Origin of the sequence: Nocardia pseudovaccinii NBRC 100343 (assembly GCF_001613225.1) — a bacterium.
Lineage (GTDB): Bacteria > Actinomycetota > Actinomycetes > Mycobacteriales > Mycobacteriaceae > Nocardia > Nocardia pseudovaccinii.
The window spans coordinates 21366-46251 of the sequence record NZ_BDBY01000178.1 but is presented as its reverse complement, the minus strand read 5'-3'; the positions used below and the strand labels follow the sequence as shown (position 1 = coordinate 46251).

General features: G+C 65.5%; 25 protein-coding genes. 14 read left to right on the top strand and 11 right to left on the bottom strand.

Annotated elements, in window-relative coordinates; all coding sequences use genetic code 11:
- Positions 1 to 17 precede the first annotated feature (17 nt).
- Entirely contained in the window at positions 18 to 1145 is a 1128-nt protein-coding gene (locus tag NP3_RS21985) for a TetR/AcrR family transcriptional regulator (RefSeq protein ID WP_063824851.1), read from the top strand.
- On the opposite strand, the gene NP3_RS21980 is transcribed toward NP3_RS21985, so the two are convergent.
- A complete protein-coding gene (locus tag NP3_RS21980) occupies positions 1122 to 2240 on the bottom strand; it encodes a TetR/AcrR family transcriptional regulator (protein ID WP_063043483.1) in 1119 nt (372 codons plus the stop codon). The two genes, NP3_RS21985 and NP3_RS21980, sit on opposite strands and share 24 nt — an antisense overlap.
- 438 nt (positions 2241 to 2678) lie before the next feature.
- On the opposite strand from NP3_RS21980, the gene NP3_RS21975 reads away from it, so the two are divergent.
- The gene (locus tag NP3_RS21975) at positions 2679 to 3308 is read left to right on the top strand and encodes an alpha/beta hydrolase (RefSeq protein WP_063043482.1); all 630 of its coding nucleotides are present in this window, start codon (positions 2679 to 2681) and stop codon (positions 3306 to 3308) included.
- Between the two features lie 20 nt (positions 3309 to 3328).
- The gene (locus NP3_RS21970; RefSeq protein WP_063043481.1) at positions 3329 to 4012 is read left to right on the top strand and encodes a hypothetical protein; all 684 of its coding nucleotides are present in this window, start codon (positions 3329 to 3331) and stop codon (positions 4010 to 4012) included.
- Here the strand turns inward: NP3_RS21970 and NP3_RS21965 are convergent.
- Positions 4005 to 4301 (bottom strand): hypothetical protein, encoded by a 297-nt coding sequence (locus tag NP3_RS21965; protein WP_063043480.1) that lies wholly within the window; start codon positions 4299 to 4301, stop codon positions 4005 to 4007. The genes NP3_RS21970 and NP3_RS21965 overlap by 8 nt on opposite strands.
- 13 nt (positions 4302 to 4314) lie before the next feature.
- Here NP3_RS21965 and NP3_RS21960 point away from each other — a divergent pair, with 13 nt between their 5' ends.
- On the top strand, positions 4315 to 5385 hold the full coding sequence (locus NP3_RS21960) for an MMPL family transporter (protein ID WP_307678563.1): 1071 nt from the start codon (positions 4315 to 4317) through the stop codon (positions 5383 to 5385).
- A gap of 6 nt (positions 5386 to 5391) precedes the next feature.
- On the opposite strand, the gene NP3_RS21955 is transcribed toward NP3_RS21960, so the two are convergent.
- Positions 5392 to 5871, bottom strand: a complete 480-nt coding sequence (locus NP3_RS21955; RefSeq protein ID WP_063043479.1) for a hypothetical protein — start codon at positions 5869 to 5871, stop codon at positions 5392 to 5394.
- Between the two features lie 482 nt (positions 5872 to 6353).
- Positions 6354 to 6803 (bottom strand): MarR family winged helix-turn-helix transcriptional regulator, encoded by a 450-nt coding sequence (locus NP3_RS21950; protein WP_063043493.1) that lies wholly within the window; start codon positions 6801 to 6803, stop codon positions 6354 to 6356.
- A 90-nt stretch (positions 6804 to 6893) separates the two neighbouring features.
- Here NP3_RS21950 and NP3_RS21945 point away from each other — a divergent pair, with 90 nt between their 5' ends.
- Positions 6894 to 7658: a dioxygenase family protein gene (locus tag NP3_RS21945; protein WP_063043478.1), complete on the top strand. Its 765-nt coding sequence runs from the start codon at positions 6894 to 6896 to the stop codon at positions 7656 to 7658.
- A gap of 25 nt (positions 7659 to 7683) precedes the next feature.
- Complete coding sequence (locus NP3_RS21940; protein WP_063043477.1) at positions 7684 to 8220, top strand: DoxX family protein; 537 nt, start codon at positions 7684 to 7686, stop codon at positions 8218 to 8220.
- Positions 8221 to 8317: 97 nt separating this feature from the next.
- Here NP3_RS21940 and NP3_RS21935 read toward each other — a convergent pair whose 3' ends face one another.
- The 3 genes from NP3_RS21935 to NP3_RS21925 form a co-directional block, all read right to left on the bottom strand.
- Positions 8318 to 9259 carry an acyl-ACP desaturase gene (locus NP3_RS21935; protein WP_063043476.1) on the bottom strand — a complete coding sequence of 314 codons (942 nt, stop codon included), beginning with the start codon at positions 9257 to 9259 and terminating at the stop codon, positions 8318 to 8320.
- Positions 9260 to 9494: 235 nt separating this feature from the next.
- Complete coding sequence (locus tag NP3_RS21930; protein WP_063043475.1) at positions 9495 to 11219, bottom strand: GMC oxidoreductase; 1725 nt, start codon at positions 11217 to 11219, stop codon at positions 9495 to 9497.
- Between the two features lie 63 nt (positions 11220 to 11282).
- Entirely contained in the window at positions 11283 to 12212 is a 930-nt protein-coding gene (locus tag NP3_RS21925) for an NAD-dependent epimerase/dehydratase family protein (protein WP_063043474.1), read from the bottom strand.
- A gap of 130 nt (positions 12213 to 12342) precedes the next feature.
- On the opposite strand from NP3_RS21925, the gene NP3_RS21920 reads away from it, so the two are divergent.
- Positions 12343 to 13041 (top strand): TetR/AcrR family transcriptional regulator, encoded by a 699-nt coding sequence (locus NP3_RS21920; protein WP_063043492.1) that lies wholly within the window; start codon positions 12343 to 12345, stop codon positions 13039 to 13041.
- On the opposite strand, the gene NP3_RS21915 is transcribed toward NP3_RS21920, so the two are convergent.
- On the bottom strand, positions 13038 to 13376 hold the full coding sequence (locus NP3_RS21915) for a 4Fe-4S dicluster domain-containing protein (RefSeq protein ID WP_063043473.1): 339 nt from the start codon (positions 13374 to 13376) through the stop codon (positions 13038 to 13040). The genes NP3_RS21920 and NP3_RS21915 overlap by 4 nt on opposite strands.
- Positions 13373 to 14947, bottom strand: a complete 1575-nt coding sequence (locus tag NP3_RS21910; protein WP_063043472.1) for an FAD-dependent oxidoreductase — start codon at positions 14945 to 14947, stop codon at positions 13373 to 13375. Before NP3_RS21910 ends, NP3_RS21915 begins: the two co-directional genes overlap by 4 nt.
- Positions 14948 to 15198: 251 nt before the next feature.
- Here NP3_RS21910 and NP3_RS21905 point away from each other — a divergent pair, with 251 nt between their 5' ends.
- The 6 genes from NP3_RS21905 (at position 15199) to NP3_RS21875 (ending at position 21447) form a co-directional block, all read left to right on the top strand.
- Entirely contained in the window at positions 15199 to 15963 is a 765-nt protein-coding gene (locus NP3_RS21905) for an IclR family transcriptional regulator (protein ID WP_063043471.1), read from the top strand.
- A gap of 306 nt (positions 15964 to 16269) precedes the next feature.
- Positions 16270 to 17355, top strand: coding sequence for an ABC transporter substrate-binding protein (locus NP3_RS21895; protein WP_063043469.1), 1086 nt, complete (start codon positions 16270 to 16272; stop codon positions 17353 to 17355).
- Positions 17352 to 18191 (top strand): ABC transporter ATP-binding protein, encoded by an 840-nt coding sequence (locus tag NP3_RS21890; protein ID WP_063043468.1) that lies wholly within the window; start codon positions 17352 to 17354, stop codon positions 18189 to 18191. Before NP3_RS21895 ends, NP3_RS21890 begins: the two co-directional genes overlap by 4 nt.
- Entirely contained in the window at positions 18184 to 19053 is an 870-nt protein-coding gene (locus NP3_RS21885) for an ABC transporter permease (protein ID WP_063043467.1), read from the top strand. Before NP3_RS21890 ends, NP3_RS21885 begins: the two co-directional genes overlap by 8 nt.
- A gap of 8 nt (positions 19054 to 19061) precedes the next feature.
- Complete coding sequence (locus NP3_RS21880) at positions 19062 to 20408, top strand: LLM class flavin-dependent oxidoreductase (protein WP_063043466.1); 1347 nt, start codon at positions 19062 to 19064, stop codon at positions 20406 to 20408.
- A 109-nt stretch (positions 20409 to 20517) separates the two neighbouring features.
- Entirely contained in the window at positions 20518 to 21447 is a 930-nt protein-coding gene (locus NP3_RS21875; RefSeq protein WP_063043465.1) for a TauD/TfdA dioxygenase family protein, read from the top strand.
- Between the two features lie 44 nt (positions 21448 to 21491).
- On the opposite strand, the gene NP3_RS21870 is transcribed toward NP3_RS21875, so the two are convergent.
- Positions 21492 to 22814 (bottom strand): family 1 glycosylhydrolase, encoded by a 1323-nt coding sequence (locus NP3_RS21870; protein ID WP_063043464.1) that lies wholly within the window; start codon positions 22812 to 22814, stop codon positions 21492 to 21494.
- Between the two features lie 494 nt (positions 22815 to 23308).
- Between NP3_RS21870 and NP3_RS21865 the strand changes: the two genes are divergently transcribed.
- Positions 23309 to 24019, top strand: a complete 711-nt coding sequence (locus NP3_RS21865) for an SDR family oxidoreductase (protein WP_063043463.1) — start codon at positions 23309 to 23311, stop codon at positions 24017 to 24019.
- Here NP3_RS21865 and NP3_RS21860 read toward each other — a convergent pair.
- On the bottom strand, positions 23986 to 24810 hold the full coding sequence (locus tag NP3_RS21860) for a class I SAM-dependent methyltransferase (RefSeq protein ID WP_063043462.1): 825 nt from the start codon (positions 24808 to 24810) through the stop codon (positions 23986 to 23988). The genes NP3_RS21865 and NP3_RS21860 overlap by 34 nt on opposite strands.
- Positions 24811 to 24886 lie beyond the last annotated feature (76 nt).

The following is a 24886-nucleotide window of genomic DNA, read 5'->3' as shown; positions in this document are numbered from 1 at the left end:
CGGTTGGTGGAGAACCGATGAGTCGTCAGAGCAGAGCCGCATTGCAGCAACGCAATCGCGACCGGGTCCTAGCGGCGGCCAAGGCGGAATTCGCCGAACGCGGTTTTCGCGGCGCGACGGTGGATGACATCGCCGAGCGTGCGGAGCTGACGCGCGGCGCGGTGTACTCCAACTTCGCTGGTAAGCGGGCGTTGTACCTGGCGGTGCTGGCCGCGGAGGCCGAGGGGGCGCCGGATCTGCTGGATGGTCGCCCGGCGCGGACCCCGGTGGCGGCCATCGGCCGCTTCGCCCGGACCTGGGTCGACCGGCTCCCCGGTTCGGCAAACTGTCCGGTGGCCGGGGTCTCGCAGCTGCACTCACCGATGCTGGCGCACGACCTCATTCCCGAACTCGTCGCCGATGAATGTCTGCGCGGCTCGTTCGTGCAGCTGATCAAACTGGACGCCATCCTGCTCGGCCTCGCGCTGGCGGGCCTGGACGGCAGTGGTGCGTCCGTACTGCCCGGCCGGTGGCTCGGTATCGCCGAATCGGTGATCACCTTGCTGTATGGTGCGACCCAATTGTCTTTCGTCGCACCGGAATTCGTGGACGGGGCGAAAGTGATCGCCGCATGCGAGCAGATGGTGCACCACCGAATCGACGACACCACGCGGGCCACGGCGGACACCGTCGCGGTGACGGGCGTCGACGAGCCGTGGACGCCACCACCGTGCCGCGACCTGGTCCACACGGTGGCCGCGGATCTCGCGGGTGCGAACGTGGTTGCCGTACTCGGGATGAACAAGCTCGGCGCCGTCGCGGATATCCTGCGTGACCAGCCCAGTGGAGGTCGCACCACGATCGCGATGGCCACGGCCGACGGCACGGAGGTGGCACAGCTGGCTCGCCTCGCGGTCAGCGATATCAGCCGGTCGCTGCGTGCCGCGTTTCCGTGCCCCGCGGTTCCCGGCATGCAGGTGGTTCTCGACGAATCCGGCAAACTCGCACGGGCGTGCGGTGTCGTCACCGTCGATGACGACACCGAGAGTGCGGTCTTCGTCGACGGCGAACGGGTGGTGGCGCGGGCGACGGGCGCGGGTGCCTGTCAGGCGCTGGCGAAAACGCTCGGCACCCTCGAAGACTCACGCTCGGTCCGGAGCCGATGAACTCGCGTATTCGGTCGCGGCGGCCTTGCCCGCGCCCCGCCCCTCGGCCCGCGTCGTGATTCGGCCGTTCTCGATGAGGACCGCGAACTCGGAATTGTCGTCGACCCGGTCGAATCCACATGCGGCCGCGAGTGTTCCGGCATCATCGACGATCACCTGTAACCGCGGAAGCGCCGCGGCCGGAAACGCATGGCGCAGTGACCGGCAGATGTCCGCGATCGCCAGCCGCGCGAGTGGTGCGAGTTCCGCGGGACGATCGCTCACCAGCGCCAGCGTGATATCGGTGTGCTCGGGCCAGATCGAGAGCGCCGCTTCGATGGTGGCGATCCGGTGCATGCCGACGACGGCGATCAGGCCGTCGCCGTCGAGCCGGGCCGAGTCGGCGCGGATGCGATCGATGCAGCTCGGCGGTTCCCAAGGCTCGTCGACCCGGGTGACGCGCGCGTCGGTCGGGGAGGGCGGGCTCGGCGTCTTCACCCCGCCGAGTAGTGCGACCTGTTCGCACAGCGCGATGGCCCGTGCCGGATCGGTGAATTCGGGCGCGACGTAGGACAGCTGGGTCGTCCCGTACAGGATCGTCAGCACGGATTCGGCACTGGCGACAAAACTTTCCAGCGGCGCGGATGTCGGCTGGCTGATTGCCCGCAGTGACACGGCGAGCAGCAGCGCGTCGAGCGCGAGCAGCTGTGCGAACGGCCGCCGGATCTGTTCGCTCATCAGGACTTCGGGTACGAAATCGACGCTGAGCGCGGGGGAGGTGAACTGCTCGTCCTCGCCGTATTCATATTGGCTCGACTGCGGCAGTTGCTCGAGCCAGGTGCTGGCGAACGCGCCGAGCGCGGCGGCCGGTGTGTCGGACTTCGCGCCGCCCGCGGGCGCGGGAGCCTGTTCGGCTTCGTGTGCGAGCACCGCGAGATATAGCGCCCGCTTGCCCGGAAAATTGGAATAGACCGCTCCCCGCGTCATATCGGCGCGCTCGGCGATGCCGTCGACCGTCGCGCCGCGGAATCCGCGCTGCGCGAACTCGGACTTGGCCGCGGCCAACACCTTTCTGCGGGTGGCGTCCTGCTGCTGTGCCCTCGTCAGACGAACCATCGGTCCCTTCGCTGTTCCCTTGCTTCCTGCGGCACCGCGCAGCGTACCGGTTCGATACTCGCGCGCGGCGCTACGAATGGCCGAGATGTAGCTGGTGGCGCGGCGATCGTGCCCTGTTCGGCGTTGTCATGCACATTCGGATGCGTCTATCATCCAAATGGTAACAACATCTCGACTGCCGATGTCCTCGCGCGTCAGTTGCCGCCGTCTGACCGTGGAGGGGATGGTCAGACGGCACCTGGGCACAGGGTGCCCGCCGAGTGGATTCCGGTTCGCGCCGCATTTGTGGTGGATACCAGATGGTTCGGCGGCGACTGACGAGATCACCCAAATTCTGGCCGTGCGGATCCGCGGCAACGCGATCCCGGCTTATGTTCGGGCCGAACAGCGCCGCTTGCTGATCGGAGGTGCGAGGTGTGCTGTGGCCTGCGTTCGGCCGTGCTGGGTGCGGCTGCCGTCCTCGCATGTTCGGGCGGTATATCGCTCGCGGATTCCGCACGGGACGCGGATGCGCCGATTCCGGTGCGTGCCTTGGCGGCCGCGCGGCAGGCACCCGATGGGTCACGAATGCTCGCCGCGGCGCAAGGTCCGGGGCGAGTACTCGATCTGACCGTGTATTCCGAGGCGATGGGGCGGACCGTTCCCATCGAAGTCCTACCTGCGGTGGACAATTCGAATCCGGCACCCGTCTTGTATCTGCTCAATGGCGTCGACGGCGGCACCGATACCGGGGTCTGGAGCGACGGCAGCAATTGGCTGACCAAGACCGATGTCGAGCGATTCTTCGCCGATAAGCAGGTCACCGTGGTGATGCCGGTCGGCGGCGGTGGCACCTTCTTCGCCGATTGGCAGGTGGACGATCCGGTGATCGGCAGACAGCGCTGGACCACCTTTCTCACCGGGGAACTGCCGTCGATCATCGACTCGGCATTTCGCGGTAGCGGTGCGAATGCGATTACGGGGCTTTCGATGGCGAGTTCGGCGGTATTCCGACTCGCCATCGCGGCACCCGGGCTCTACCGTGCCATTATCCGCAACTGCCGCAAGCGATTTGAATACGCTGCATAGCGTCGCCGACAGGAGGACTTGTGCGCACCGCGTTCCGTGATCCCGGGATTCCCGATGGCGAGAAATCCGTGTACACCGTCGGTATCGCGGATCAGCCGCACCGATTCGAGGTGACCAGTGTGGTGGCGCACGAGGACGACGGCTATCGCTCGATGGTCGAAATGCGGCCGGGTGCCGGGGATCCGACGATCCGGATCGAACAGCGCTTCCGACGAGTCGACGGCTGGCTGCGCGCGGAAGACTATCGCGCCGAAACGCGCTCCGGCAATACGGTGGTCTCGCGCGAGGAGGCGCATTTCGTCGACACCACACACCTGCAATTCGGCAGCGGCACAGCGCCGTTCCCGTCGAATATCATGCCGCTCATCGGTGGTCTGACGCTGCTACGCGGGCTGGATTTCACCGAGGGCGCGGTGGAATCCCTGGATCTGTGGCTGGCTTTCTCGGTGCATTGGCCGCTGGCGGCGCGGGTGGCGAAGCAGGCGACCGTCGATGTGCCCGCCGGACGCCTGAGCAGTTGGCCCGTTCACCTGCGGCCCGGCTTCGCACACGTGAACAGCTTCTTGGACAAGGTGATCGGAGGTCTCATACCGTCATGCATCGCACACTTCGACGCCGCCCCGCCGCACCGGCTGGTGCGGTTCAGCTTTCCGATCGAGGCGATGCCATCCGATCCACGCGGACTGATGGAGTTGGTCACGTAGTACCGAGGACCGACGCGAATACCGCCTGCATCGCGGACACATAGCGATCCACCGATTCGTGCGCCACCGGGGTATCGGGATAGATGACGCTCAACGACGTCCCTGTCGGCAGCCGGTTGATCCACACCAGAACCTCCTCGGACGCAGCGCGATTGGCGTACACGCCCCCGCGCACCTCGCCGAAGAATTCGTGCCCGACAAAGTCGCGCGCGTCCACATACGAGATCATCGGAGTCGACCAGCCGGGCCGCGCCTTGATATCGGTGTCGGCGGGCAGTAGCTCCAGCACACGGTGAATCGACGTGGCCGTGGCGATTCCGGTCTTCGTCGGACTGCTACTGCTCATCGTGCCGGTGCGGCATCTGGCATTCGGTGGCATCACCGAGCGGTTTCTCCCGCCGGACCACCCGACTCGATCGGCGCAGCAGCACTTCGACGAGATCTTCCCCTTGCGCCGGATCGATCCGATCTACCTGGTCATGATCACCTACAACAGCCCGGATATCGAGACCGTGGTCACGCACGCAGATCAGGCCCCCGGGCTCGCGGCACCGTTCCCCAAACCCACCCAGCGCCCGGCGCAACCGTTCATCTACACCACCGAGACGGTGCTGGCCAGCCCCGCGGACGCCGACGCGACCATCGACTACCTGCGCTCCATGGAACTGCCGAAGGTGATGGTCGGGGGCGAACCAGCAGCGCAGCGCGACAGCATCGACGCGCTGCTGCACCGGCTACCGCTGATGCTCGCGCTCGTGTTCATCGCCACCTCCGCACTGCTGTTCCTGACTTTCGGCTCAATCGTGTTGCCGCTCAAAGCGGCTGTGCTGAACCTGCTCGGCCTCGGGGCCACCATCGGGGTGCTGACCTGGATCTTCGTCGAGGGTCACGGGGCCGGACTGCTGGGCTTCACGCCGCAGCCGATCATGTCGCTGGTGCTGATGCTGATCGTGTCGGTGATCTACGGTCTGTCCACCGATTACGAGGTGTTCCTGCTCGCCCGCATAGTCGAGGCGCGCCGCACGGGCGCGTCGACGACCGAGGCGGTCCGCACCGGAGTCGCGCGGACGGGCCGGATCATCTCCGCCGCCGCGCTGATCTTGATAGTAGTGACCGGCGTCTTCGCCCTGTCCGATCTGGTGATGATGCAGTACATCGCCCTCGGGATGGTCACCGCGCTGTTCATCGATGCCACCGTGCTGCGCATGCTGCTGGTCCCCGCGACCATGCAGCTGCTCGGTGACGCGTGCTGGTGGGCCCCGGCGTGGCTGCGGCGCATCCAGTGGAAAGTCGTTGTCCGCGAACCAGTTCCGGACAGCGCGGATGTGATGCCGACGACCCGTCGATCGGAATCGGACCCGACCTCGGTCTGACGCTCCTCAGCTCGCCAGATCGGCGACCTGCCGCTTACGACCGGATTCGGCGGCCCGGACCGCGGCGGCGATCGCGACTACCGGCGGAACCCAGCGAGCCTCACTCGGGGAAATGCCCCAGCAGGCCGAACCGGCCGACAGGCGGGTCGGCGGGAGCGGGATGCTCGCACCGTCGGTGTGCACGATCGCGCCGACACCGCGCAATGCGCCGATCGCCATAGCCGCCTTGGCCGCGCCGACGACGAGGTGGATCTCGCGGCGCTGCGGGCCTGGAATTTCGATCACCGGACCGGACAGATTGTTGGCGCGAAGGTACCGGCGCACGGTGGCGGCCAATGCCCCGGTGAGTTCGATGGCCGAAATCTGCGCGTCGGTGATCAGGCAGACACCATTGGTCGTTTCCGCGACCGTCCAACCACGTCGGCGGCAGTCCTGCACCGTATCCAATGTGGCCTCGGTGACGGAACTCGGAAACGTCGTCGGCACTATCTTCTCCGTTCTCGGCTCAAATCTGCGACCATCAGCGTCACATCCGTACCTGGGCATCAAATCTGTTCGGGCTTAGAGTTTCCCAACAGATTTCTTACGGCCCTGATTGTGCGGCGTTCCCAACGCCGGTGACATCGCCCCGAGGTAGCGGCCGCTGTCCTCCTTTGGTCGTACTCGCATGCCGAGTCATGCGGGCAAACCACGGAATTGCCCGTGGAGTCCGACACGTGCGAAACAGGTTGCGGCGGAGGCTGGATCGCGCCTGGTATCTCCGGATTCCATTCGCTGACACATCGATTGCTGGAAGGTCGCCGTGGTGCAGGGTGGTCTATTCGGGCGAGTGGACGGGAGGGGCGGCCCGCGCTTCCTCCTTGCAGAAGTGTGATGAGCGATGTCACAGTCTCGGGCTCGAAGGAGCCGGACGTCTTGAACGCTGGTGCGGCACCAGGAGATCGCGCGTCCGTCCCATCCGGTGCCGGTCAGTCGAGTCGGCGCGCGACCTCGCCGAGGCCGGTGGCGATGGCCTCCTGCTGTTCGGGGGTGAGCGCATCGATGAGGACACGGCGCACCGTTTCGACGTGCCCGGGGGCGATCTGCTCGAGGCGGTCGCGGCCCGCTGCGGTGAGGTTGGCGATGACGCCGCGGATATCGGTGGGGCATGCTGCGCGGCGTACCAAACCGGCCTTCTCCATTTGGGTGACCTGGTAGTTCAGACCGCTTTTCGAGGTGTAGAGGGCATCGGCCAATTCGGTCATGCGCAGTTGGCCCTCGGGAGCCGCGGCGAGGCGGACCAGGACCTCGTACTGGGTGTGCGAAAGCCCCTCGTGTTTGAGGTGCTGTTCGACCTGTCGGCCGACGAGCGCCCCCGCCGCCAGGAATCCCTGCCAGGTGCGCATCTCCCGCTCGTTCAGCCATTTCGCGTCAGCCACATCAACCATCCTACCGGGGTTGTTCAAATTTGAACAACAAGCTATAGTCGGTTTGCGTTCAAATTTGAACTAGCTGGATGGAGGGCGGCGATGGCCGGACAGATGCCGGTGCTCTACCTCTCACACGGCGCACCGCCGCTGGCCGATCACCCGCGGTGGCCCGGTGAGCTGGCCGCATGGTCGCGCGAATTGCCGCGTCCCACGGCGATTCTGATGATTTCCGCGCACTGGGAGGCCGCGCCGATCGCGCTCGGCGCCACCACGACGGTGCCGCTGGTCTATGACTTCGGCGGGTTTCCGGAGCGCTACTACCACGTGCGATACGCCGCACCGGGCGCGCCGGAACTGGCGGACACGGTGCGCAGACTGCTCGTTGGCGGTGTCGTCGATGTGCCGGATCGTGGGCTGGACCACGGGGCCTACGTGCCGCTGAAGGAGATGTATCCCGAGGCCGATGTCCCGGTATTGCAGCTGTCGATGCCGACGCTGGATCCGCGGCGGCTGTTGGAAGTGGGCCGTCGGCTCGCACCGCTGCGCGAGGAGGGCGTGCTGATCGTCGGCAGTGGTTTCTTCACCCATAACCTGCGCGCCATCACCGCCGATGATGAGCACGTCTACGGCTTCACCGCGGAATTCGACGATTGGGGCCGCGAAACCCTCGCCGCTCACGATCTCGACGCCCTGCTCGACTTCGAAAACAAGGCCCCCGCGGCACACCTCGCGCATCCGCGCACCGACCATTTCGCACCGCTGTTCGTCGCCCTCGGTGCAAGCGGCGACGATTTCGCCGACCAGCGCACCGTCATCGACGGCTTCTGGCTTGGCATGGCCCGGCGCTCCATACAGCTCGGCTGATCCGCCCCACAACGAAAGGCACCCCATGACCGCGACCATCACCGCCCCCGCCGCGAACGCCGAAACCGCAACGCCCACACACACTTACGACCTCGGTCTACTCGTCCTGCGGCTGGCCGTCGGACTGACCATGGCCGCACACGGCGCGCAGAAACTGTTCGGCTGGTTCGACGGCGGCGGCCTCGATGGCACCGGCGCATTCTTCACGATGAGCGGCTACCCGTCGGGCAAGGCGATGGCTGTGGTCGCCGGACTGAGTGAAACACTCGGCGGACTCGCCCTCGCTGTCGGCCTGCTCACTCCGCTCGCCGCCGCGGCGCTGGTCGGGACCCTGCTCAATGCGATCGCTGTCAAATGGGGCGGCGGGTTCTTCGCGCCGAAGGGCATCGAGTACGAACTGCTCCTCACCCTGGCCGCCGCATCGCTCGCCCTTACCGGTCCGGGCCGCTACGCCGTCGACCGCCTGATTCCGGCTCTGCGCAACCACCGCCTCGTCTTCGGCATTGCCGCCATCGTGCTGGCCTTGGTGGTTGCGGGCGCGGTCCTGATCGTCCGCAACTGACGCGATCAATCCGGGTAGACCTACTAGGCAGACTGTCGGGCGCCGGATGTCACAGTCGCGTGAATGTTTCTGCGCGACTGTGACATCCAGCGGTGCGCTACCCGACGCGCGCCGCCTCGCGGGCGAGGATGCGGTCGCGCTGTTCTTCGAACTTCATCACGTCGCGAGTGAGTTTCTCGAGGTACTCGCCAAGTTCTTCGCGGCTGCGTTCGCCGCGTGCGGTGAAGTCCGTGCGGTTGAAGACTTTCCAGATCCGCAGGACCGGCAATAGGACCTCGTCCAGATGCTGGCGCAGGTCGTAGATCCCGTGCTTGACCATCAGCACGCCATTGCGACGCCAATTCGGCATTCCGGTGCCGGGCATGGAAAACGTTTTCACGATCTTGGTCACCGCCTCGATCGTCTGGTCAGGTGCGATGTCGAAGGCGGCGCCGGTGATGTTGCGATAGAACATCATGTGCAAATTCTCGTCGGCCGCGATGCGTTGCAACATCCGATCCGCGATCGGGTCGTCGCAGACTCGTGCGGTGGTGCGGTGACTGATTCGGGTAGCCAACTCCTGGAAAGTCACGTATGCGACCTGATCGAGCACACCGCCGAAGTTCTCCGGCGCGTGCACGCCGCGCGTCAGATGCACCATCCGGTCGTTCTCCAGGGCGACAGGATCGACAGCGCGGGTGCACACGAGGTAGTCGCGCATGGCGATGGCGTGGCGGTTTTCCTCGGCGGTCCACCGACCGACCCAGGTGCCCCACGCACCGTCGTTGGTGAAGTTGTCGGAGATCACGCGGTGGTAGGACGGCAAATTGTCTTCGGTGAGCAGATTCGTGATCATCGCGACTTTGGCGACTTCCGAGAGCCGTGACTGCGCGGGATCCCAATCCTGCCCGCCCATTGCTGCAAAGTTGCGAGCCTCGTCCCAGGGTACATAATCGTGCGGATACCAGTCCTTGACTGTGGCCAGATGCCGGTCGATGTTGGCACCGACAACCGGTTCCAGCTCCGTCAGCAGTTCAAGTTGCGTCAAGTCCTCTGTCATGCAGCGCCTTTCGATTCGGTGGAACCATCCACGGAACGTACCGCTGTTCACGCATTACTGACGATGCGGCAGAGCCGCCCCCCACACCCTAAACGAGCGCCTTCGGTTCAGTGCGCACCAGACCTACTTCCCTGCACCTGGTGGTCGACCATGACGAGATGTGCGGGTCGCGTAGAAAACGGGCATTTGCCCCAAAGTAGCTTTCTTGCAGGTCTCGGGCAGATGGAGCGCAGCCTCAGCTGGCGGCGGACTTGGGGGTGCGGATTTCGACTATCGGCAGGACCAGGGCAGCCGGGGCGTGGGCTGGGACGACGGGGTTATTGGGAGCGATGGGCTGGATCTGCTGGTAGGCAATGCCCTGCGCGGGACGCAGGTCCTGTTCGCCCTTGTTGGGCCAATAGGCGGCGCAGCGTTCGGCTTGGGCGGTGATGGTGAGCGACGGGTTGACGCCGAGGTTCGCGGAGACGGCGGCGCCATCGACGACGCTGAGCGTCGGGTAGCCGAAAACTCGGTGGTAGGCGTCGATTACGCCGGTATCGCGGTCCGCGCCGATAGGTGCGCCGCCGAGGAAATGGGCGGTGAGCGGGATATTGAAGACTTCGCCCCAGCTGCCGCCCGCGACGCCGCCGATTTCCTCCGCTACCTTGCGGGTCACCTCGTTGCCCGCCGGAATCCAGGTCGGATTGGGTTGGCCGTGGCCCTGTTTGCTGGTGAGCTTGCGGCCGAACAGGGTGCGCTTGGTGTAGGTGGTGATCGAATTGTCGAGGTGCTGCATCACCAGCGAGATAATGGTGCGCTCACTCCAGTTCTTCACGCTCAGGAAACTGATGAGCGTGAACGGGTTTCGCACGACCAGACCGAGGAAGCGCAGCCAGCGCGGCATCCGGCCGCCGCCGTCGACCATGAGGGTCTGCAGCAGACCCATCGCATTCGAGCCCTTGCCGTAGCGCACCGGCTCGATATGGGTGTCGTGGGTCGGGTGGATCGATGACGTGATCGCGACGCCACGGGTGAAGTCGACGTCCGGATTCACCTTGCGGGTCGCCGCGCCCACAATGGATTCGGAGTTGGTGCGGGTGAGTTGGCCGAGTCGGCCGGACAACTCGGGGAGCACGCCCCGATCCCGCATGGCGTGCAACAACTTCTGGGTGCCGAGCGTGCCCGCGGCGAGTACGACCTGGCACGTGGTGTAGGTGTGCGGGCGCTTGCGGAACCATGCGCCGGTGCGTTCGGTGCAGACATCCCAGGTGCCGTCGGGCAGCGGGCGGATCGAGGTCACTGTTGTCATCGGAATCACCTGCGCGCCAGCCTTTTCCGCGAGGTACAGGTAATTCTTCACCAGGGTGTTCTTCGCGCCGTGGCGGCAGCCGGTCATGCATTCACCGCATTCGAGGCAGCCGGTGCGGTCCGGTCCGACACCGCCGAAGTACGGATCCGCCACGGTCTTTCCCGGCTCGCCGAAGAAGACGCCGACCGGGGTCTGCACGAAGGTCTCGCCGCAGCCCATATCGTCGGCGACCTTCTTGAACACCTCGTCCGCCGGTGTCAGATGCGGGTTCTGCACCACGCCGAGCATCGTCTTCGCGCGCTCGTAGTACGGGGTGAGTTCGGCGCGCCAGTCGGTGATATCGCGCCACTGCTGATCCTGGAAGAACGGCTCCGGCGGCACATAGAGGGTATTGGCGTAGTTGAGCGAACCGCCGCCGACACCCGCACCGCCGAGGATCAACACGTTGCGCAGCGGGTGGATGCGCTGGATGCCGTAGCAGCCGAGCTTGGGCGCCCATAGGAATTTGCGCAGGTCCCAGCTGGTTTCGGGTAGCTCGTCATCGGTATAGCGTCGACCGGCCTCGAGCACACCGACCCGGTAGCCCTTCTCGATCAGCCGCAGCGCGGTGACGCTGCCGCCGAATCCCGAACCGACCACGAGTACGTCGAAATCCGTTTCTCGCTGGTCCATTGTGGTGCTCCTCGATCCGTGTCGCCAGTGACACCGGTAACACTACTACCGAGTAGTAAAGACTCAGAGCTGGGTCTGCCACCAGGCGACGGTGGCCGCGATGGCCTCGTCGATCGGCGTCGGATGCAGGCCGAGGCGCTGCTCGCTGGCGGACGAGTCGAGCACGAACGGCCGCGTGACCTGGTAACTCATCTCGGCGAGCTCGCGCATCGTCTCATTGGTGAGTCCCATCATGCGCAGTAGGGCGGCCGGTGCCGCGAAGACTTTGGGAGCTGCGACTCCCGCGGCGGAGGCGATCGCGTCGAAGAGTTGCTGCTGGGTGATCGGCGGCGCGGTCGGGGCGTGCAGGAAGGAATTCCAGACCGATTCGTCGGCGGCCGCGCGGATCATGGCGGCGGCGAGGTCGGGCATATACGTGTAGGAGTGCGGCAGGTTCAGCTTGCCGAATGCCTGCACCCGCTTGCCGGTGAGGATCGGGACGAAGACCTGCTCCCCGGCCAGCGACGCCCGCACATATGGGCCGAGGAAGTCCGCGGCGGCGACGCTCACCGTCGCGGCGGCGTGCGCCTCGCGAGCGCGCACCAACTGGGTGCGGACGCTGGGTTTACCGAAATCGGCATTGCGAGGCAGGTCTTCGGTAATCGGACCGTCCACCTTGCCATAGGAGTAGATGTTTTCCGCGAAAACCACTACCACGCCAGCCTTTTCGGCCTCGTCGAGAACGGTGCGCTCGGCCGGTGGCAGCTCCGCGCGCCAGGCCTTCGCCGTATATTCCGAGCCGCCCAGGCAGTGGTAAACGGCCGTCGCGCCATCGAATTCGCCCGAAAGCTGTTCGGGCAGTGTCACATCGACCTCGCGTCGCTCGACGAGAGGATGGTCGGGACCGCTCCCGGAGCGAGTGAGCACCCGGACCTGTTTGCCCGCCGCGGCCAATTGCTCGGCGATGGTGGTTCCGGTGGGCCCGGCTCCGGTGACGATGTGCAGCTCCGGCATGGTGCGTCCTAGTCTACTTTGGCGAGCGGTGCTCTCTATTGTGCACAAGCATGCAATCGGCGCCGAACAAAGTCAAGAGCAGTGCTCGCATTAGTTGACATCGCTCTCAGGAGCGCGCATGGTGATCGATATGGCGACGACACCACGTGCCCGTGCCAGGGCCCAGACCATGAACGATATCGTCCGGATCGGCCGCGAACATCTGGCCACCGATGGCGCGGCCGCCCTCTCGCTGCGCGCGGTCGCCCGCGATCTCGGTGTGGTGTCGTCGGCGGTATACCGCTATGTGCGCAGCCGCGATGAACTGCTCACGCTGCTGGTGATCGACGGCTACCACGCACTCGGCGACGCGGTCGATGCGGCGCTGGCCGATGCCCCCGACGATCCGATCGAGGGCCTGCGCATCGTCGGCCGTACCGTCCGCGGCTGGGCGCTGGCCGAACCGGCCCGCTACGGACTCTTGTTCGGCACACCGGTGCCGGGCTACGACGCCCCCGCCGAGGAGACCACCGTCCCCGGTACGCGGGTCATCGCGACCATGCAAACCCTCTTCGCCCGCGCCTACCGCGAAGACATGCTCACCGCTCCGGTCGAGAAGCGACTGTTATCCTCCGCGCTCGCAGCCAATTTCGCGAATATCAGGGCCGCATTCGACCACGACCTTCCGGACTGGCTCGTCGCCCGCGGCATCACCATGTGGGTCGGCCTCTTCGGTGCCGTAACCTTCGATGTCTTCGATCAGTACGGCACCGACACCTTCACAGACCGTGCCGAACTATTCGAACTCCAACTCGACGGTCTCCTCGAACAACTCGGCTACCGCGGTTAGTGCCGCAGGCGGGGCGGGGGTGCGCCGTGCGGGAGTCGGGGGCCGATGGCGAGCAGACTGCCCGCGGTTCGGCCTTTGCCCCAGCCGATTTTCTGGCGGTAGCGGCCGATCTGGTCCTGTGCGATCGGGCTGCCGGGAGGTAGTGGGGTCGATTCGGGGTCGACATAGAGGGCGTCGGTGGGGCAGTAGGCCTCGCACATGAAGCAGGTCTGGCAGTCGGATTGCCTTGCGATGACCGGAATTCCGGATTCGGTGCGGTCGAATACGTTGGTCGGGCAGGCGTCCACACATTTATCGCAGCCGATGCAGGCCTCGGCGAGTACGACTTCGATCATGACGCGACCTCGGCGGTCTCGGTCCACACAGCGTCGAGGCCGCCGGACAGAATGTGATGACGCTGCGCCGGATCCTGTTCCGGGTGGTCTGCGCGCTTGCTCATACCGCGAGTCTCGGTGCGCGCCAGAGTCGATTCGTACATGAGCCGACCGACCGCGGTGATGGCGGCGGCCTGCCTGGCCCGGATGCGATCGTCACCGGTGCGGCCACCGAGCTCCTTACCTATGCGTTCCCAGAGCGTGTCGAGTGCGTCGAGTGCGGGCCGCAGTCGCTCGCCGTGGCGCAGGTAGTTCTTCTGGAACGGAATCAGCTCGGCCTGCGCGGCCTCGACAACCTCGGCGGCATCGAGCGTGGGGGAGTCGCCGGGCCGCAAGCCGGTTCGTCCCGCGCCGCACAGAGCGGCATCGTCGGGCCGAGACGAGGCGAGCGCGAACCGTGCCGCACCCGCACCGGCCCAACTCCCCGACGACATCGCCCATGCCGAATTGTGGCTGCCGCCACCGGTGAAACCACCGCAGATGCGTTCCCTGGTCGCCGCATCGCCCGCCGCGAACAGACCGGGCGCCGTGGTCGCGCAGTCGTTGTCCACGACATCGATGCCGCCGGTGCCGCGCACCGTGCCCTCGGCGAGCAGATCGACCTCGAAACGATCGGTGAACGGATTGATACCGCGCCGATCGAACTGCAGAAAGAAGTTGGGCTGCCCGAGCCGCATCTGCGCCTGCACCGTCCGATCGGCGCGGTCGAGTTGGGCGAATACCTTCTCCGACAACAGGGTTCGGGCGATCACCGATCGGCCTTTCGTGGAGCCCGCGCCCTCGAGTACCTGTCCGTCCTCGTGGAAGAACGTCGCGTAGCCGTAGTAGGCGGTCTTGGTGATGGTCGAACCCTTCGGCACGATCGCGTAGGCATTGGAGAATTCCATCCCGGAGAAGCGCGCGCCCACCTCGGCGGCCATCAGCGCGCCGTCACCGGTATCGACATTGGTGCCCAACGCGCGCGACAGGAATGCGCACCCGCCACTGGCCAGCACCACCGCACCCGCCGATATGCGGTAGTCACGGTCGAGTTGACGCTGGTATCCGGCCGCGCCGCGGACCGTGCCCGCATCGTCGACGAGTAGTTCGAGAGCTGGTGAATGGTCGAGGATCCGGACGCCGATCCGCTTGACCCACGCGCGCATCCGGCGCATGTACTCCGGGCCTTGGACCCCGGTGCGCAGCTGCTCACCGGTCGCCGGATCGGTCGGGAACGGGTACTTGCCTTCCACCGCAAGCCGATTCATGTTGGTGTAGGTCTGGTCGAGGACCCGATCCATCCAATAGTGATCGGCGAGATGGCCGCCGAGCGCCTCCCGGCTGGCCTTGGCATTCGCACGGGCGGTCGCCTCCGGGGCGACGTACCAGACGCCGGTGCCGGAAGGTGCTGTGGCGCCGCTGGTTCCGCAATAGCCCTTGTCGACCAGGGTCACCTCGGCACCGGCCTCCCGGGCGTTGATGGCCGCCCATGCGGCGGCCGGACCGCCGCCGATCACCAGTACATCGGTGCTGGTCTGCCAGAGTTCACTCATGCGTCTGCTCCTGATACGTCGGGATTGCGGCGAGAAAGCGGCAATCGTCGGCGGAATGCGGGGTCAGCGCGGGGAATTCGATTCTGTGCGCGTCGTCGGGATCGCAAAACCCTTCGAATCAGCGCGATTTTGACGCTGCCGACATTCTTGCGCGAGGAATCGGCGCAGCGGGCGCAGAACCATTGCCGCGCCCGGATCATCCGGCGATAGTTCTGGCCACATCCCGATCGGTAGAAATATCAGGAGGAACCATGACAGCCGCCGATCAACCCCGTTCGGGTGCCCAAGCGGTCGACCGCGCAATTCACGTACTGAACTGCTTCGAGGGCGGTGATCCCGAACTGTCGGTGAGCGAATTGGCGCATCGGGCCGGACTTCCGGTCAGCACTACTTACCGGCTGGCCCAGGCATTGGTGCGGGGTCGGTTGCTGGAACAGGATCCGGCGACCGATCGCTATCGCATCGGGCACGGGCTCGCCTCGCTGGCCCGGCCCGCTCTGTCGCGGCTGGGCATCGATGCGGCCGCACCGCACCTGTATGCGCTGGCCGCGGGCATCAAGATCACCGTCAGCTTGAGCATCGCCGACGACCGAGACGCGGTCACGGTCTTTCAGGCGCGGCCGCCGGTGTACTTCTGCCCCAACCAGTTGCCGCAGGCCCGCCAGCCGCTGCGGTCCAGTGCCGTCGGCCAGGCACTGCTGGCCTTCTCGCCCGTTGTCGACGGACTCGATCGACGGCCAGCGCCGCTGACGGATCTGGATCGCGTGCGGCGCAGCGGTTTCGCCGTAGAGCTCATCGAGCGCGAGGATCCGGTCCGCTCGGTGGCGGTGCCGGTCCTCGGCCCCGACAAGCAGGTGTGGGGTGCGCTCGGCGTACAGGCCCGTTCCGCGCGGCTGAACGAGGAACTGGTGCGCGGCATCGTGCCTGCTATGCGGCAGATCGCGGGCCGGATCAGCCCACTGTTCCAGTCCACCGCCGCCATCACCGATGCGCCGGTGGAGTTGTACTCACGGTGATTTTCACAATGTGAAATCGGCATTGTCGTCCATGGCGGGCGACCCCACCATGGACACAAAGCCGCGGGGTCGCCGCTTCTATCCGAATCCCACGAAGGTCGTTGACATGATCGAATCCATTGCGCTGATCCGCCGTCGCACGGTGGATTTCATGCGCCTGCCCCATGGAGTCTGTCGCGCGCCTGAATCCGCGGTCGCCGAAATTGGTCGCCGCATTGGTCGAATCAGGTAATCCTCCGCGCTTTACCTGCCGTTGTGGCGTGCCCTATAGCGCTGCGGCAGTGCGCATTCCGTGAAAGAACTCCCATGACGCTGTCCCAGAAAACCAGGCCACGGTTCGTCCGTGCGGTGGCCGCCGTACTCACCATTCCCACCGTGGTCGCGGTGCTCGCCGGCTGCGGCAAATCCGAGCCGGGCACCAATGCCGACGGCAAGGCCGTACTGCGCTACCAGGGATCGACCGGCCAGGTCTCGGCCTACGAACTGGCGGACGATCTCGGCTACTTCACCAAGATCGCGCTGCACTGGGAGGGTGACACCACCAGCGGTCCGGCGAATATCCAGGCCGCCGCGACCCGCCAGATCGAGTTCGGCAGCGCCTTCAATGGCGCAGTCGTCAAGTTGGCCGCGGGCGGCGCGCCCGTCACATCGGTGCTCAGCTCGTATGGCGCGGATGCGCAGTCGTTCACCGGTTACTTCGTTCGTGACGATTCGGGCATCAACTCGCCACGGGATCTGATCGGCAAGAAGGTCGGCATCAATACCCTTGGCGCACACCATGAATTCATCACCCGCGAATGGCTGCACCAGCAGGGCCTGACCGACCAGGAGATCAAACAGGTCGAGTTGATCGTGGTGCCGCCTGCCAATACCGAGGACGCCCTGCGCAAAGGCCAGATAGATGTCGGCGCGCTGGGCGGAGTCTTCCGGGAGAGCGCGGTCGGGCGCGGCGGTATCCACGCGCTGTACACCGATAAGGACCTTTTCGGTCAATTCGACTACGGCACTTATGTTTTCCGGAAGGACTACATCGCTCAGAACCCGGAGGCGGTCAAGGACTTCGTCCAGGGGACCGCGCGGGCGACGCGCTGGCTGCAGGTGACCCCGCGTGACGAGGTGGTGGCGCGCTTCGCCTCGATCATCAACAAGCGCGGACGCAATGAGAACACCGATCTGCTGAAATTCTGGCGCAGCCCAGGCCTGCCGGTCCCCGGTGCGGTGATCGCGGAGAAGGAACTGCAGATCTGGATCGATTGGCTGGTCCGCAACGGTGATGTGCCCGCCGGAAAGCTGACGGCGAAGGATCTGTACACCAACAAGGACAACCCGTACGCCAACGGGACCTACGGTCCGACCACCGGGCCGACCGGAGAGGTGGTCGCGGCGAAATGAGTCAGGTGAAACTCGCACTCACCGGAGTGCGCAAACAGTTCCCGGTCCGCGGGTCGAACGAGGAGTTCACCGCGATCGAGGACATTTCGCTGGAACTGCACGATGGCGAGTTCCTGGTACTCGTCGGGCCGAGCGGTTCCGGGAAGTCGACGCTGCTCGACCTGCTCGGCGGGCTCAGCAAGCCGAGTGCCGGGCGAATCCTGTTGGACGGCAAGCCGATCAGCGGGCCTGGTCTCGACCGCGGCATCGTCTTCCAGCAGTACGCGCTGCTGCCGTGGCGCACCGCCCGGGCAAATATCGAATTCGGTTTGGAGGCGAAGGGTGTCCGGCGTCGGGAACGCCGGAAGATCGCCGACGAATACCTGGAACTGGTGGGCCTGGCCGGATTCGGCGACCGATATCCACATGAGCTGTCCGGCGGCATGAAACAGCGAGTCGCCATCGCCCGCAGCCTCGCCTTCGATCCCGGGGTGCTGCTGATGGACGAGCCGTTCGCCGCACTCGACGCCCAGACCCGGGAGTCGTTGCAGGACGAGCTGTTACGGATCTGGCGGGCCACCGGTAAAACGATTCTGTTCATCACCCACGGCATCGATGAGGCCGTCTACCTCGGTCAGCGAGTCGCCGTGCTGACCTCACGCCCTGGGCGGGTCAAGGCGGTGATCGATATCGATATCGATCGGAACTCCGGTGCGGATGTGCGTTCCAGCGAACCCTTCCGGGAGGCGCGGCACCAGATCTGGTCGCAGTTGCAGAGCGAAGTCACCCGGGCGCAGGGACTCGAACGCGAGTCGTTGTCGACCACGAGCACCGAGAGGAAGCCGGTTCATGTCTAGCGCAGTACAAGTCGTCGAGAAGTCACGGCCGGTCGTCGTCCGCAGTCGGGCGGAGTCCGCGCCGACAGTCGACCTGTCGCGGATATTGCGGGCGGTCGCGCTGCTGGCGTGGCGCATCTTCAAGCCCACCTTCGCCATCGGTCTGCTGGTCGCGGTGTGGGAGGCGGCGCCGCGGCTCGGTTTGGTGGACGAGGTCTTCCTGCCGCCGTTTTCCACCGTCGCGCAGGCCTTCATCGATCTGGTGCGCAGCGGTGAGATGTGGGAGCACGTCTCGACCAGCCTGACCCGGTCGGCGACCGGGTTCTCGCTCGCGCTCGCGGTGGCTATTCCGGTCGGTGTCGCCATCGCCTGGTATCGACCGGTGGCCGACTTTTTGAACCCGATCCTCGAATTGTTCCGCAACACCGCGGCACTGGCGCTGTTGCCCGTGTTCATCCTGATCCTGGGCATCGGGGAGACCTCCAAGATCGCACTCGTGGTGTACGCGAGCTTCTTCCCGATCCTGTTGAACACCATCACCGGTGTGCGCACCGTGGACCCGCTGCTGATCAAATCCGCCGTTTCGCTCGGCTTCTCGCCGATTCGGCTGTTCCAGAAGGTGATCCTGCCCGCTGCGGTGCCATCGATCTTCACCGGCGTGCGCATGGCGGCGGCGTCCTCGATCCTGGTGCTCATCGCCGCCGAAATGGTCGGCGCCCGTGCCGGACTCGGCTATCTGATCACCGCGGCCCAGCAGAACTTCCAGATCCCGAACATGTATGCGGGCATCATCGCCATCTCGCTGCTCGGGCTGAGTTTCAACGGCCTACTCGTCGCTCTCGAACGCCGCCTGTCCCGGTGGCGCGCCGAGCCCTCCCGCTAAGGACTCCGATGTCGTTACCCCGCAAGCAGTTCCACCTCAACGCCTTCCTGATGGGCGTTGGTCATCACGAGGCGGCCTGGCGCCATCCCCGGACCGAGGAGCGCCGGGTACTGGATGTGCGGCACTTCCAGGAGCTCGGCCGGATCGCCGAACGCGGCAAACTCGATTCGGTCTTCTTCGCCGACGGATTGGCTGTCGGACCGCGGATCAAGCGCAATACCCTCGCCGTATTCGAGCCGGTCACCTTGCTCGCCGCGATCGCCGCGGCGACCGAACGGGTCGGGCTCATCGCGACGGCGTCGACCACCTACAACGAACCGTTCAACCTGGCCCGCAAATTCGCCTCCCTCGATCACATCAGCAGCGGTCGAGCGGGCTGGAATATCGTCACCTCGGGCAACGAGGACGAGGCCTTCAACTTCGGCTTCGACGCGATTCCCGAACATGCCAGACGCTACGAGCGGGCACAGGAGTTTGTCGATGTCACCGTGCGGCTCTGGGATAGCTGGGAGTCCTCGGCGATCGTGCTCGATCCGGACGAGGGCATCTTCGCCGACCCGGACAAGGTGCACACCATCGAGTACGCCAGCGATCGGTTCCGGGTGCGCGGCCCGCTGAATTCGCCGCGCAGCCCACAGGGGCGGCCGCTGCTCGTACAGGCCGGATCGTCGGAGAGCGGTAAGGATTTCGCCGCGCGCTACGCCGAGGCTGTGTTCACCGCACAGCGCTCGCTCGCGGAGGGGCAAGCGTTCTATCGCGATCTGAAGGCGCGGCTGGCGAAGTACGGTCGCTCGGCCGATGAACTGAAGGTGCTGCCCGGTCTGGTGCCGTTCATCGCCGACACCCGCGAAGAAGCACTGGCCCTCGAACAGGAATTCACCGACCTCATCTCACCGGATTACGCACTGCGGCAACTGTCCGCGCTGCTCGGCGTCGATCTCACCGAACACTCACTCGACGCACCACTGCCGCCGCTGCCCGCGGAGAGCGAAATCGAGGGCGGAAAGAGCAGATTCACACTGGTCAAGGAACTCGCCGAGCGCGAGAACCTCACGGTGCGCCAGCTCATCGGCAAACTGGGCGGCGGGCGAGGGCACCGGACATTCGCGGGCACACCCACCGATGTTGCCGACGAACTGCAGTCGTGGTTCGAGAACGGCGCCGCCGACGGCTTCAACATCATGCCGCCGTATCTGCCGGGCGGTCTCGAGGACTTCGTGGACCGGGTGGTTCCGATCCTGCAGGAGCGCGGCTTGTTCCGCACCGACTACACCGCGACGACGCTGCGCGGGCACTACGGGCTGGCACCGGTGGAAAGCCAATTCACCCAGGTACGAACCGAACTCGGCGCATGAGTCCCCGGCTGACCAGGCGGCGCGCCGTCGACTTCATGCGAATGGGCAGCAGCGGTTGTCGCCCGGGCTCTGCCGACCATCCCCATCCATTGCCGAAGAAGGTACGACCATGACCACTGTCAGCGAGCCCACCACCACCCTCCGGATCACGCCCGTCGCCGGACATATCGGCGCCGAGATCGCGGGCGTCGACCTGCGGGCCGAACTCACCGATCAGGAGGTCGCCGACATCACCGCGGCCCTCTACGAATACAAGGTGCTGTTCTTCCGCGACCAGCACATCGGTCACGCCGAACACATCGCCTTCTCCCGGCGATTCGGTGCCGTAACGCCGTCACATCCCTACGACGATGACGCGCCGACCGAGTTCCCCGAAATTCTGGCCGTCGACAGCCGACTCTACGAAAAGCGGTTCGGCATCAAGAAATTCACCTACACCAACCACTGGCACACCGATGTCTCCGCACTGATCAATCCGCCCGCCGCCTCACTGCTGCGGGCCGAGATCGCGCCAGAGCGCGGTGGGGACACCAGCTGGACGAATCTCGCAGCCGCCTACGCGAACCTGCCCGAGACGCTGCGTAACTTCGTCGAGGGGCTGCGGGCCGTGCACCGGTTCGGCGGCAGCCGTCCGGCATGGAACGAGGAAAGCGACTACGCCAAGAAGGTCGCCGATGCCCCGCTGGTGACCGAACATCCGGTGGTGCGCGTGCACCCGGTGACCGGCGAGAAGGTGCTCTTCGTCAACCCCGGCTTCACCACCCACATCGTCGGCCTGAGCCCGGCCCAGAGCGACGCCGTACTCCAGCTGCTGTTCGACGAACTGTCGAACCCGGCCTACACCGTCCGATTCCGTTGGGAAAAGGGCAGCTTGGCATTCTGGGACAACCGCGCCACCGCCCACCTGGCCCCGGGCGACCTCAACCACCTCGATGTCACCCGCGTGCTGTACCGCACCACACTCGAGGGCGACATCCCGGTCGGCGTCGATGGTGAGCAGTCGCGCTCGATCTCGGGCGATCAGTTCACCGGATCCTGACATGAGTTGGGGTCGGCACCCACGGGTGCCGACCCTTGATCCGGCTAGCGGGGGACGGTGACCGGGTCCGCGCAACTCGCGGCGGCGTCGACGAAGGAACAGGGTTTGGGGGCGCGGGTCGGGCGGTAGTCGGGGGTGACGCCGCCCTGGTGGGTGATGGCGGTGTAAGCGGGTACTGCGTCGGTGGGCTTGCGGGTGAGGGTCGGGTCGGTGCGGACGTCGACCGTGTAGAGGCCGAAACGCGGTGTGTAGGAACCCCATTCGTAGTTGTCGGTGAGGCTCCAGTAGTTGTAGCCGATGAGGTTCATGCCGTCGGCCTTGGCGCGCTGCAGCCAGTAGACGGTGTCGCGGAGGTCGTCGGCGCGGGTGTAGCCGTCGGATCGGGGCATGCCGTTTTCGGTGGGCATGCCGTTCTCGACGATGTAGAGCGGGCGGCCCGGAAATTTTCGTGAATAGTGTTGCAGGGCATAGTAAATGCCCTCGGGCTCCAAAGGGTTGTTCCACAACTGGCTGAAGCTCAGCTCGGTAACGGTATCGGGGGATGCGCCGTAGTAGTAATCGATGCCGATGTAGTCGAGTTTCGCGGCGACCGCATTGATGAACGAGCCGTTGACCGCATCCTCACCGGCCGGAATGTAGGCGACGTTGCTGGTGACCATCGCGCCTGGCTGCACGGTGTGGATGTAGTCGTAGACGGCATTGTGCGCCTGGGCGATTCGGTCCTGCATCATCGGAATGGCGGCGGGGGAGAGGCCGCCGTGCGAGGTCTCGTTCATGATGTAGGCCCCGGGTTCGTTGAAGGTGACCCACATCGGGTCGGCCGCGGCATATCGGTCGACGACGGCGCGCGCGTTGGCGAGCCAGTCCTCGACGATATCCGGATTCGACCAGCCGCCGCGGTCGACCTCCCAACCCGGATACACCCAGTGATCGATGGTGAGCATCGGGCGCATCCCAGCAGCCGTGATCGCGGCGATCACATTGTCGTAGAAGCGAAGTCCGGCCTCATCCCATTCACCCGGCCGCGGCTGCACGCGCGCCCACTCGATGCCGATTCGATAGACCTTGACCCCGAGCTGCGCGGCCAGATCGATATCGGAACGGTAGCGGTGGTAGAAGTCGACGGACTCCAGATAGGGGTCGTCCGTCTTGCCCGCGGCGACGTACCGGGACCAATTGCTATCCGGCGCATACCCTTCGGACTGATATCCCGACGCGGCCACGCCCCAGAGAAAGTCCGAGCCGAGCGGCCGCACCTGCGCAGGCGGTGCGGGCTGCGCCATCGCGGGCGTTGGACCACCGGCTATTACGGCGGCGGTGCCGGCTACCAGCGTGATCAAGATATGGCGGCTACGCAGCGATCGCATCGAACTCCTGCTTCCTGGGCGGTGACGGGCGCTGTGGACCTCCGGCGCAGGTCGGGTCGGGCGGGACCACGCGACGAGAGTAACTGGTCGGTCGTCTTCTAGCAGGGAGGATGCGGTTATCGGTGTTGTGCACCGGCCTCGACAGCAACGCTTGTCCTGGTGAATCTGGCTGGGGGGAGCGAGGTGTTGGGGTGCGCAGGGTAGGGCAGTGGGAAACAAATTGAGGCACAGGGGAATCGGTTCATGTCGGCGTCCTAGATGCGAAGGTGGGCCTGAAGGAGTTGAGGGCAACGCGAGTCCAATATTACATTTAGGTAGGTAGATATGCGCATCTAATTATGTAACCTCACCTTCCAAACCCCACCACAAATCACCTACCAAAGACCGCTCGGCACCCAGCGACCAAAGCAGACCTAGAGGAGAGACCAGACTATGTTGCGCTACCAGGAAGGTCCTTGACTTCGAGCGCGCTCTAAAACCTAGCGTGGGTTGGCATGGCAGCAATATTGATCACCGGAGCGAACAAGGGTCTCGGCTTCGAGGCCGCCCGCCAACTCGTCGCGGCAGGTCACACCGTCTACCTCGGTAGCCGGGACGCCCAACGAGGTCGTCAGGCGGCCGAGGAGTTGGGCGCGCGGGCAGTTCAGCTCGATATCACCGACGATGCGTCCGTCGCGGCCGCGGTGCAGACCATCGCGGCCGACGGCGGTCTGGATGTCCTGGTCAACAATGCCGGTATCCAGGCAGAGATGACCGACCGGAGCGACGTCATCGGCGCCGCGGACCTCACCGCGGATGTGATGCGAAAGACGTTCGATACGAACGTCTTCGGCACGGTGCGCGTCCTGCACGCCTTCCTGCCGCTGCTGCGGCGCTCGGCGGCGCCGGTCGTGGTCAATGTCAGCAGCGGTCTTGCGTCGCTGACCAGGGTCTCGACCCCGGGCACCCCGGCATACGCCTATCCGGGCGTCGCATATCCGGCGTCGAAGACGGTGGTCAACATGCTCACCGTGCAGTACGCGAAGGCGTTCCCTGATATCCGGATCAATGCGGTGGAGCCCGGTTTCACCAAGACCGATCTCAACGGGAATACCGGCACCCAGACGGTCGAGCAAGGTGCCGAGATCATCGTGCGCATGGCGCAGCTGCGCCCGGATGGGCCGACCGGGAGCTACGTCGATGCCGAAGGCGCGCTGCCCTGGTGATCGACGACGGCCGTGGCGACGATGTACCCCTTGGGATCGCGCCACGTCTGCCCCGGATGGTGGGTGAACCAATCCTCGACGTCCTCGCGCAGATCGTTCAGAATCGCCTGCCGTCGTGGGTGATTCGGCGTGACGCCGTAGAACGTGAACAGCGCCTCGGCGAAGCGCACCAGTGGATCCGGAGTTTCGAAGACGAGCGCATTATCCGATCGATGGATCCGCACCTCGCCGAAAACCTCGGACATCAGCTCCGGCAAGGTGTCGGAGTCGACGGTCATCGCCTCGCCAACGCCGAGGCCGTAGGTCGCGGCATGCGCGGCCACGAGTTCGGTGGTGTACGGGTAGGTTCCGGGATGATTGACGACCACGGCAACCGTCCCGCCGGGTTTGGTCGTGCGCCGGAATTCCCTGAGCGCGGCCAGCGGATTCGCGAGGTGGTACAGCATATGTCGTGCGGTGAGCGCATCGAAGCTGTTGTCGTCGAACGGGATCCGGTCGGCGCTGCCGAATACGCCGCGGACCCCGGGTACGGCATTGGCGGCGGCGACCATTGCGGGAGAGGTGTCGATACCGACCAGCGGACCCCGGTGACCGGTGTCGGCGAGGTGGGCGAGGAACCGGGCATCGCCGCAGCCGATATCGGCTAGGTGTTCGGCTCCGGTGAGTTCCAGCGCGGTCAGCACATTCGCGGTGGGGTCGTCGGGACGCTCCGAATAGCGCTCGTGGGTATCGATCCGCACCTTCAACGGTGTCGGATCGGCGTATTCGGCATCGAGACGGTAGCTGCACATCGCGGTCGTCCTTCGGTCCAGTTGGCCGGTGGTTGACCAGGTCGCCGGTTCGGCGATCGGGTCCGCGGGCTCTCCG

Coding starts and splice junctions, on each gene's coding strand:
- NP3_RS21905 (WP_063043471.1), top strand. CDS start 15,199: ATGACAGCCGCCGATCAACCCCGTTCGGGTGCCCAAGCGGTCGACCGC.
- NP3_RS21890 (WP_063043468.1), top strand. CDS start 17,352: ATGAGTCAGGTGAAACTCGCACTCACCGGAGTGCGCAAACAGTTCCCG.
- NP3_RS21940 (WP_063043477.1), top strand. CDS start 7,684: ATGACCGCGACCATCACCGCCCCCGCCGCGAACGCCGAAACCGCAACG.
- NP3_RS21880 (WP_063043466.1), top strand. CDS start 19,062: ATGTCGTTACCCCGCAAGCAGTTCCACCTCAACGCCTTCCTGATGGGC.
- NP3_RS21875 (WP_063043465.1), top strand. CDS start 20,518: ATGACCACTGTCAGCGAGCCCACCACCACCCTCCGGATCACGCCCGTC.
- NP3_RS21860 (WP_063043462.1), bottom strand. CDS start 24,810: ATGTGCAGCTACCGTCTCGATGCCGAATACGCCGATCCGACACCGTTG.
- NP3_RS21915 (WP_063043473.1), bottom strand. CDS start 13,376: ATGATCGAAGTCGTACTCGCCGAGGCCTGCATCGGCTGCGATAAATGT.
- NP3_RS21920 (WP_063043492.1), top strand. CDS start 12,343: ATGGCGACGACACCACGTGCCCGTGCCAGGGCCCAGACCATGAACGAT.
- NP3_RS21865 (WP_063043463.1), top strand. CDS start 23,309: ATGGCAGCAATATTGATCACCGGAGCGAACAAGGGTCTCGGCTTCGAG.
- NP3_RS21945 (WP_063043478.1), top strand. CDS start 6,894: ATGGCCGGACAGATGCCGGTGCTCTACCTCTCACACGGCGCACCGCCG.
- NP3_RS21870 (WP_063043464.1), bottom strand. CDS start 22,814: ATGCGATCGCTGCGTAGCCGCCATATCTTGATCACGCTGGTAGCCGGC.
- NP3_RS21930 (WP_063043475.1), bottom strand. CDS start 11,219: ATGGACCAGCGAGAAACGGATTTCGACGTACTCGTGGTCGGTTCGGGA.
- NP3_RS21885 (WP_063043467.1), top strand. CDS start 18,184: ATGTCTAGCGCAGTACAAGTCGTCGAGAAGTCACGGCCGGTCGTCGTC.
- NP3_RS21925 (WP_063043474.1), bottom strand. CDS start 12,212: ATGCCGGAGCTGCACATCGTCACCGGAGCCGGGCCCACCGGAACCACC.
- NP3_RS21935 (WP_063043476.1), bottom strand. CDS start 9,259: ATGACAGAGGACTTGACGCAACTTGAACTGCTGACGGAGCTGGAACCG.
- NP3_RS21895 (WP_063043469.1), top strand. CDS start 16,270: ATGACGCTGTCCCAGAAAACCAGGCCACGGTTCGTCCGTGCGGTGGCC.
- NP3_RS21980 (WP_063043483.1), bottom strand. CDS start 2,240: ATGGTTCGTCTGACGAGGGCACAGCAGCAGGACGCCACCCGCAGAAAG.
- NP3_RS21910 (WP_063043472.1), bottom strand. CDS start 14,947: ATGAGTGAACTCTGGCAGACCAGCACCGATGTACTGGTGATCGGCGGC.
- NP3_RS21985 (WP_063824851.1), top strand. CDS start 18: ATGAGTCGTCAGAGCAGAGCCGCATTGCAGCAACGCAATCGCGACCGG.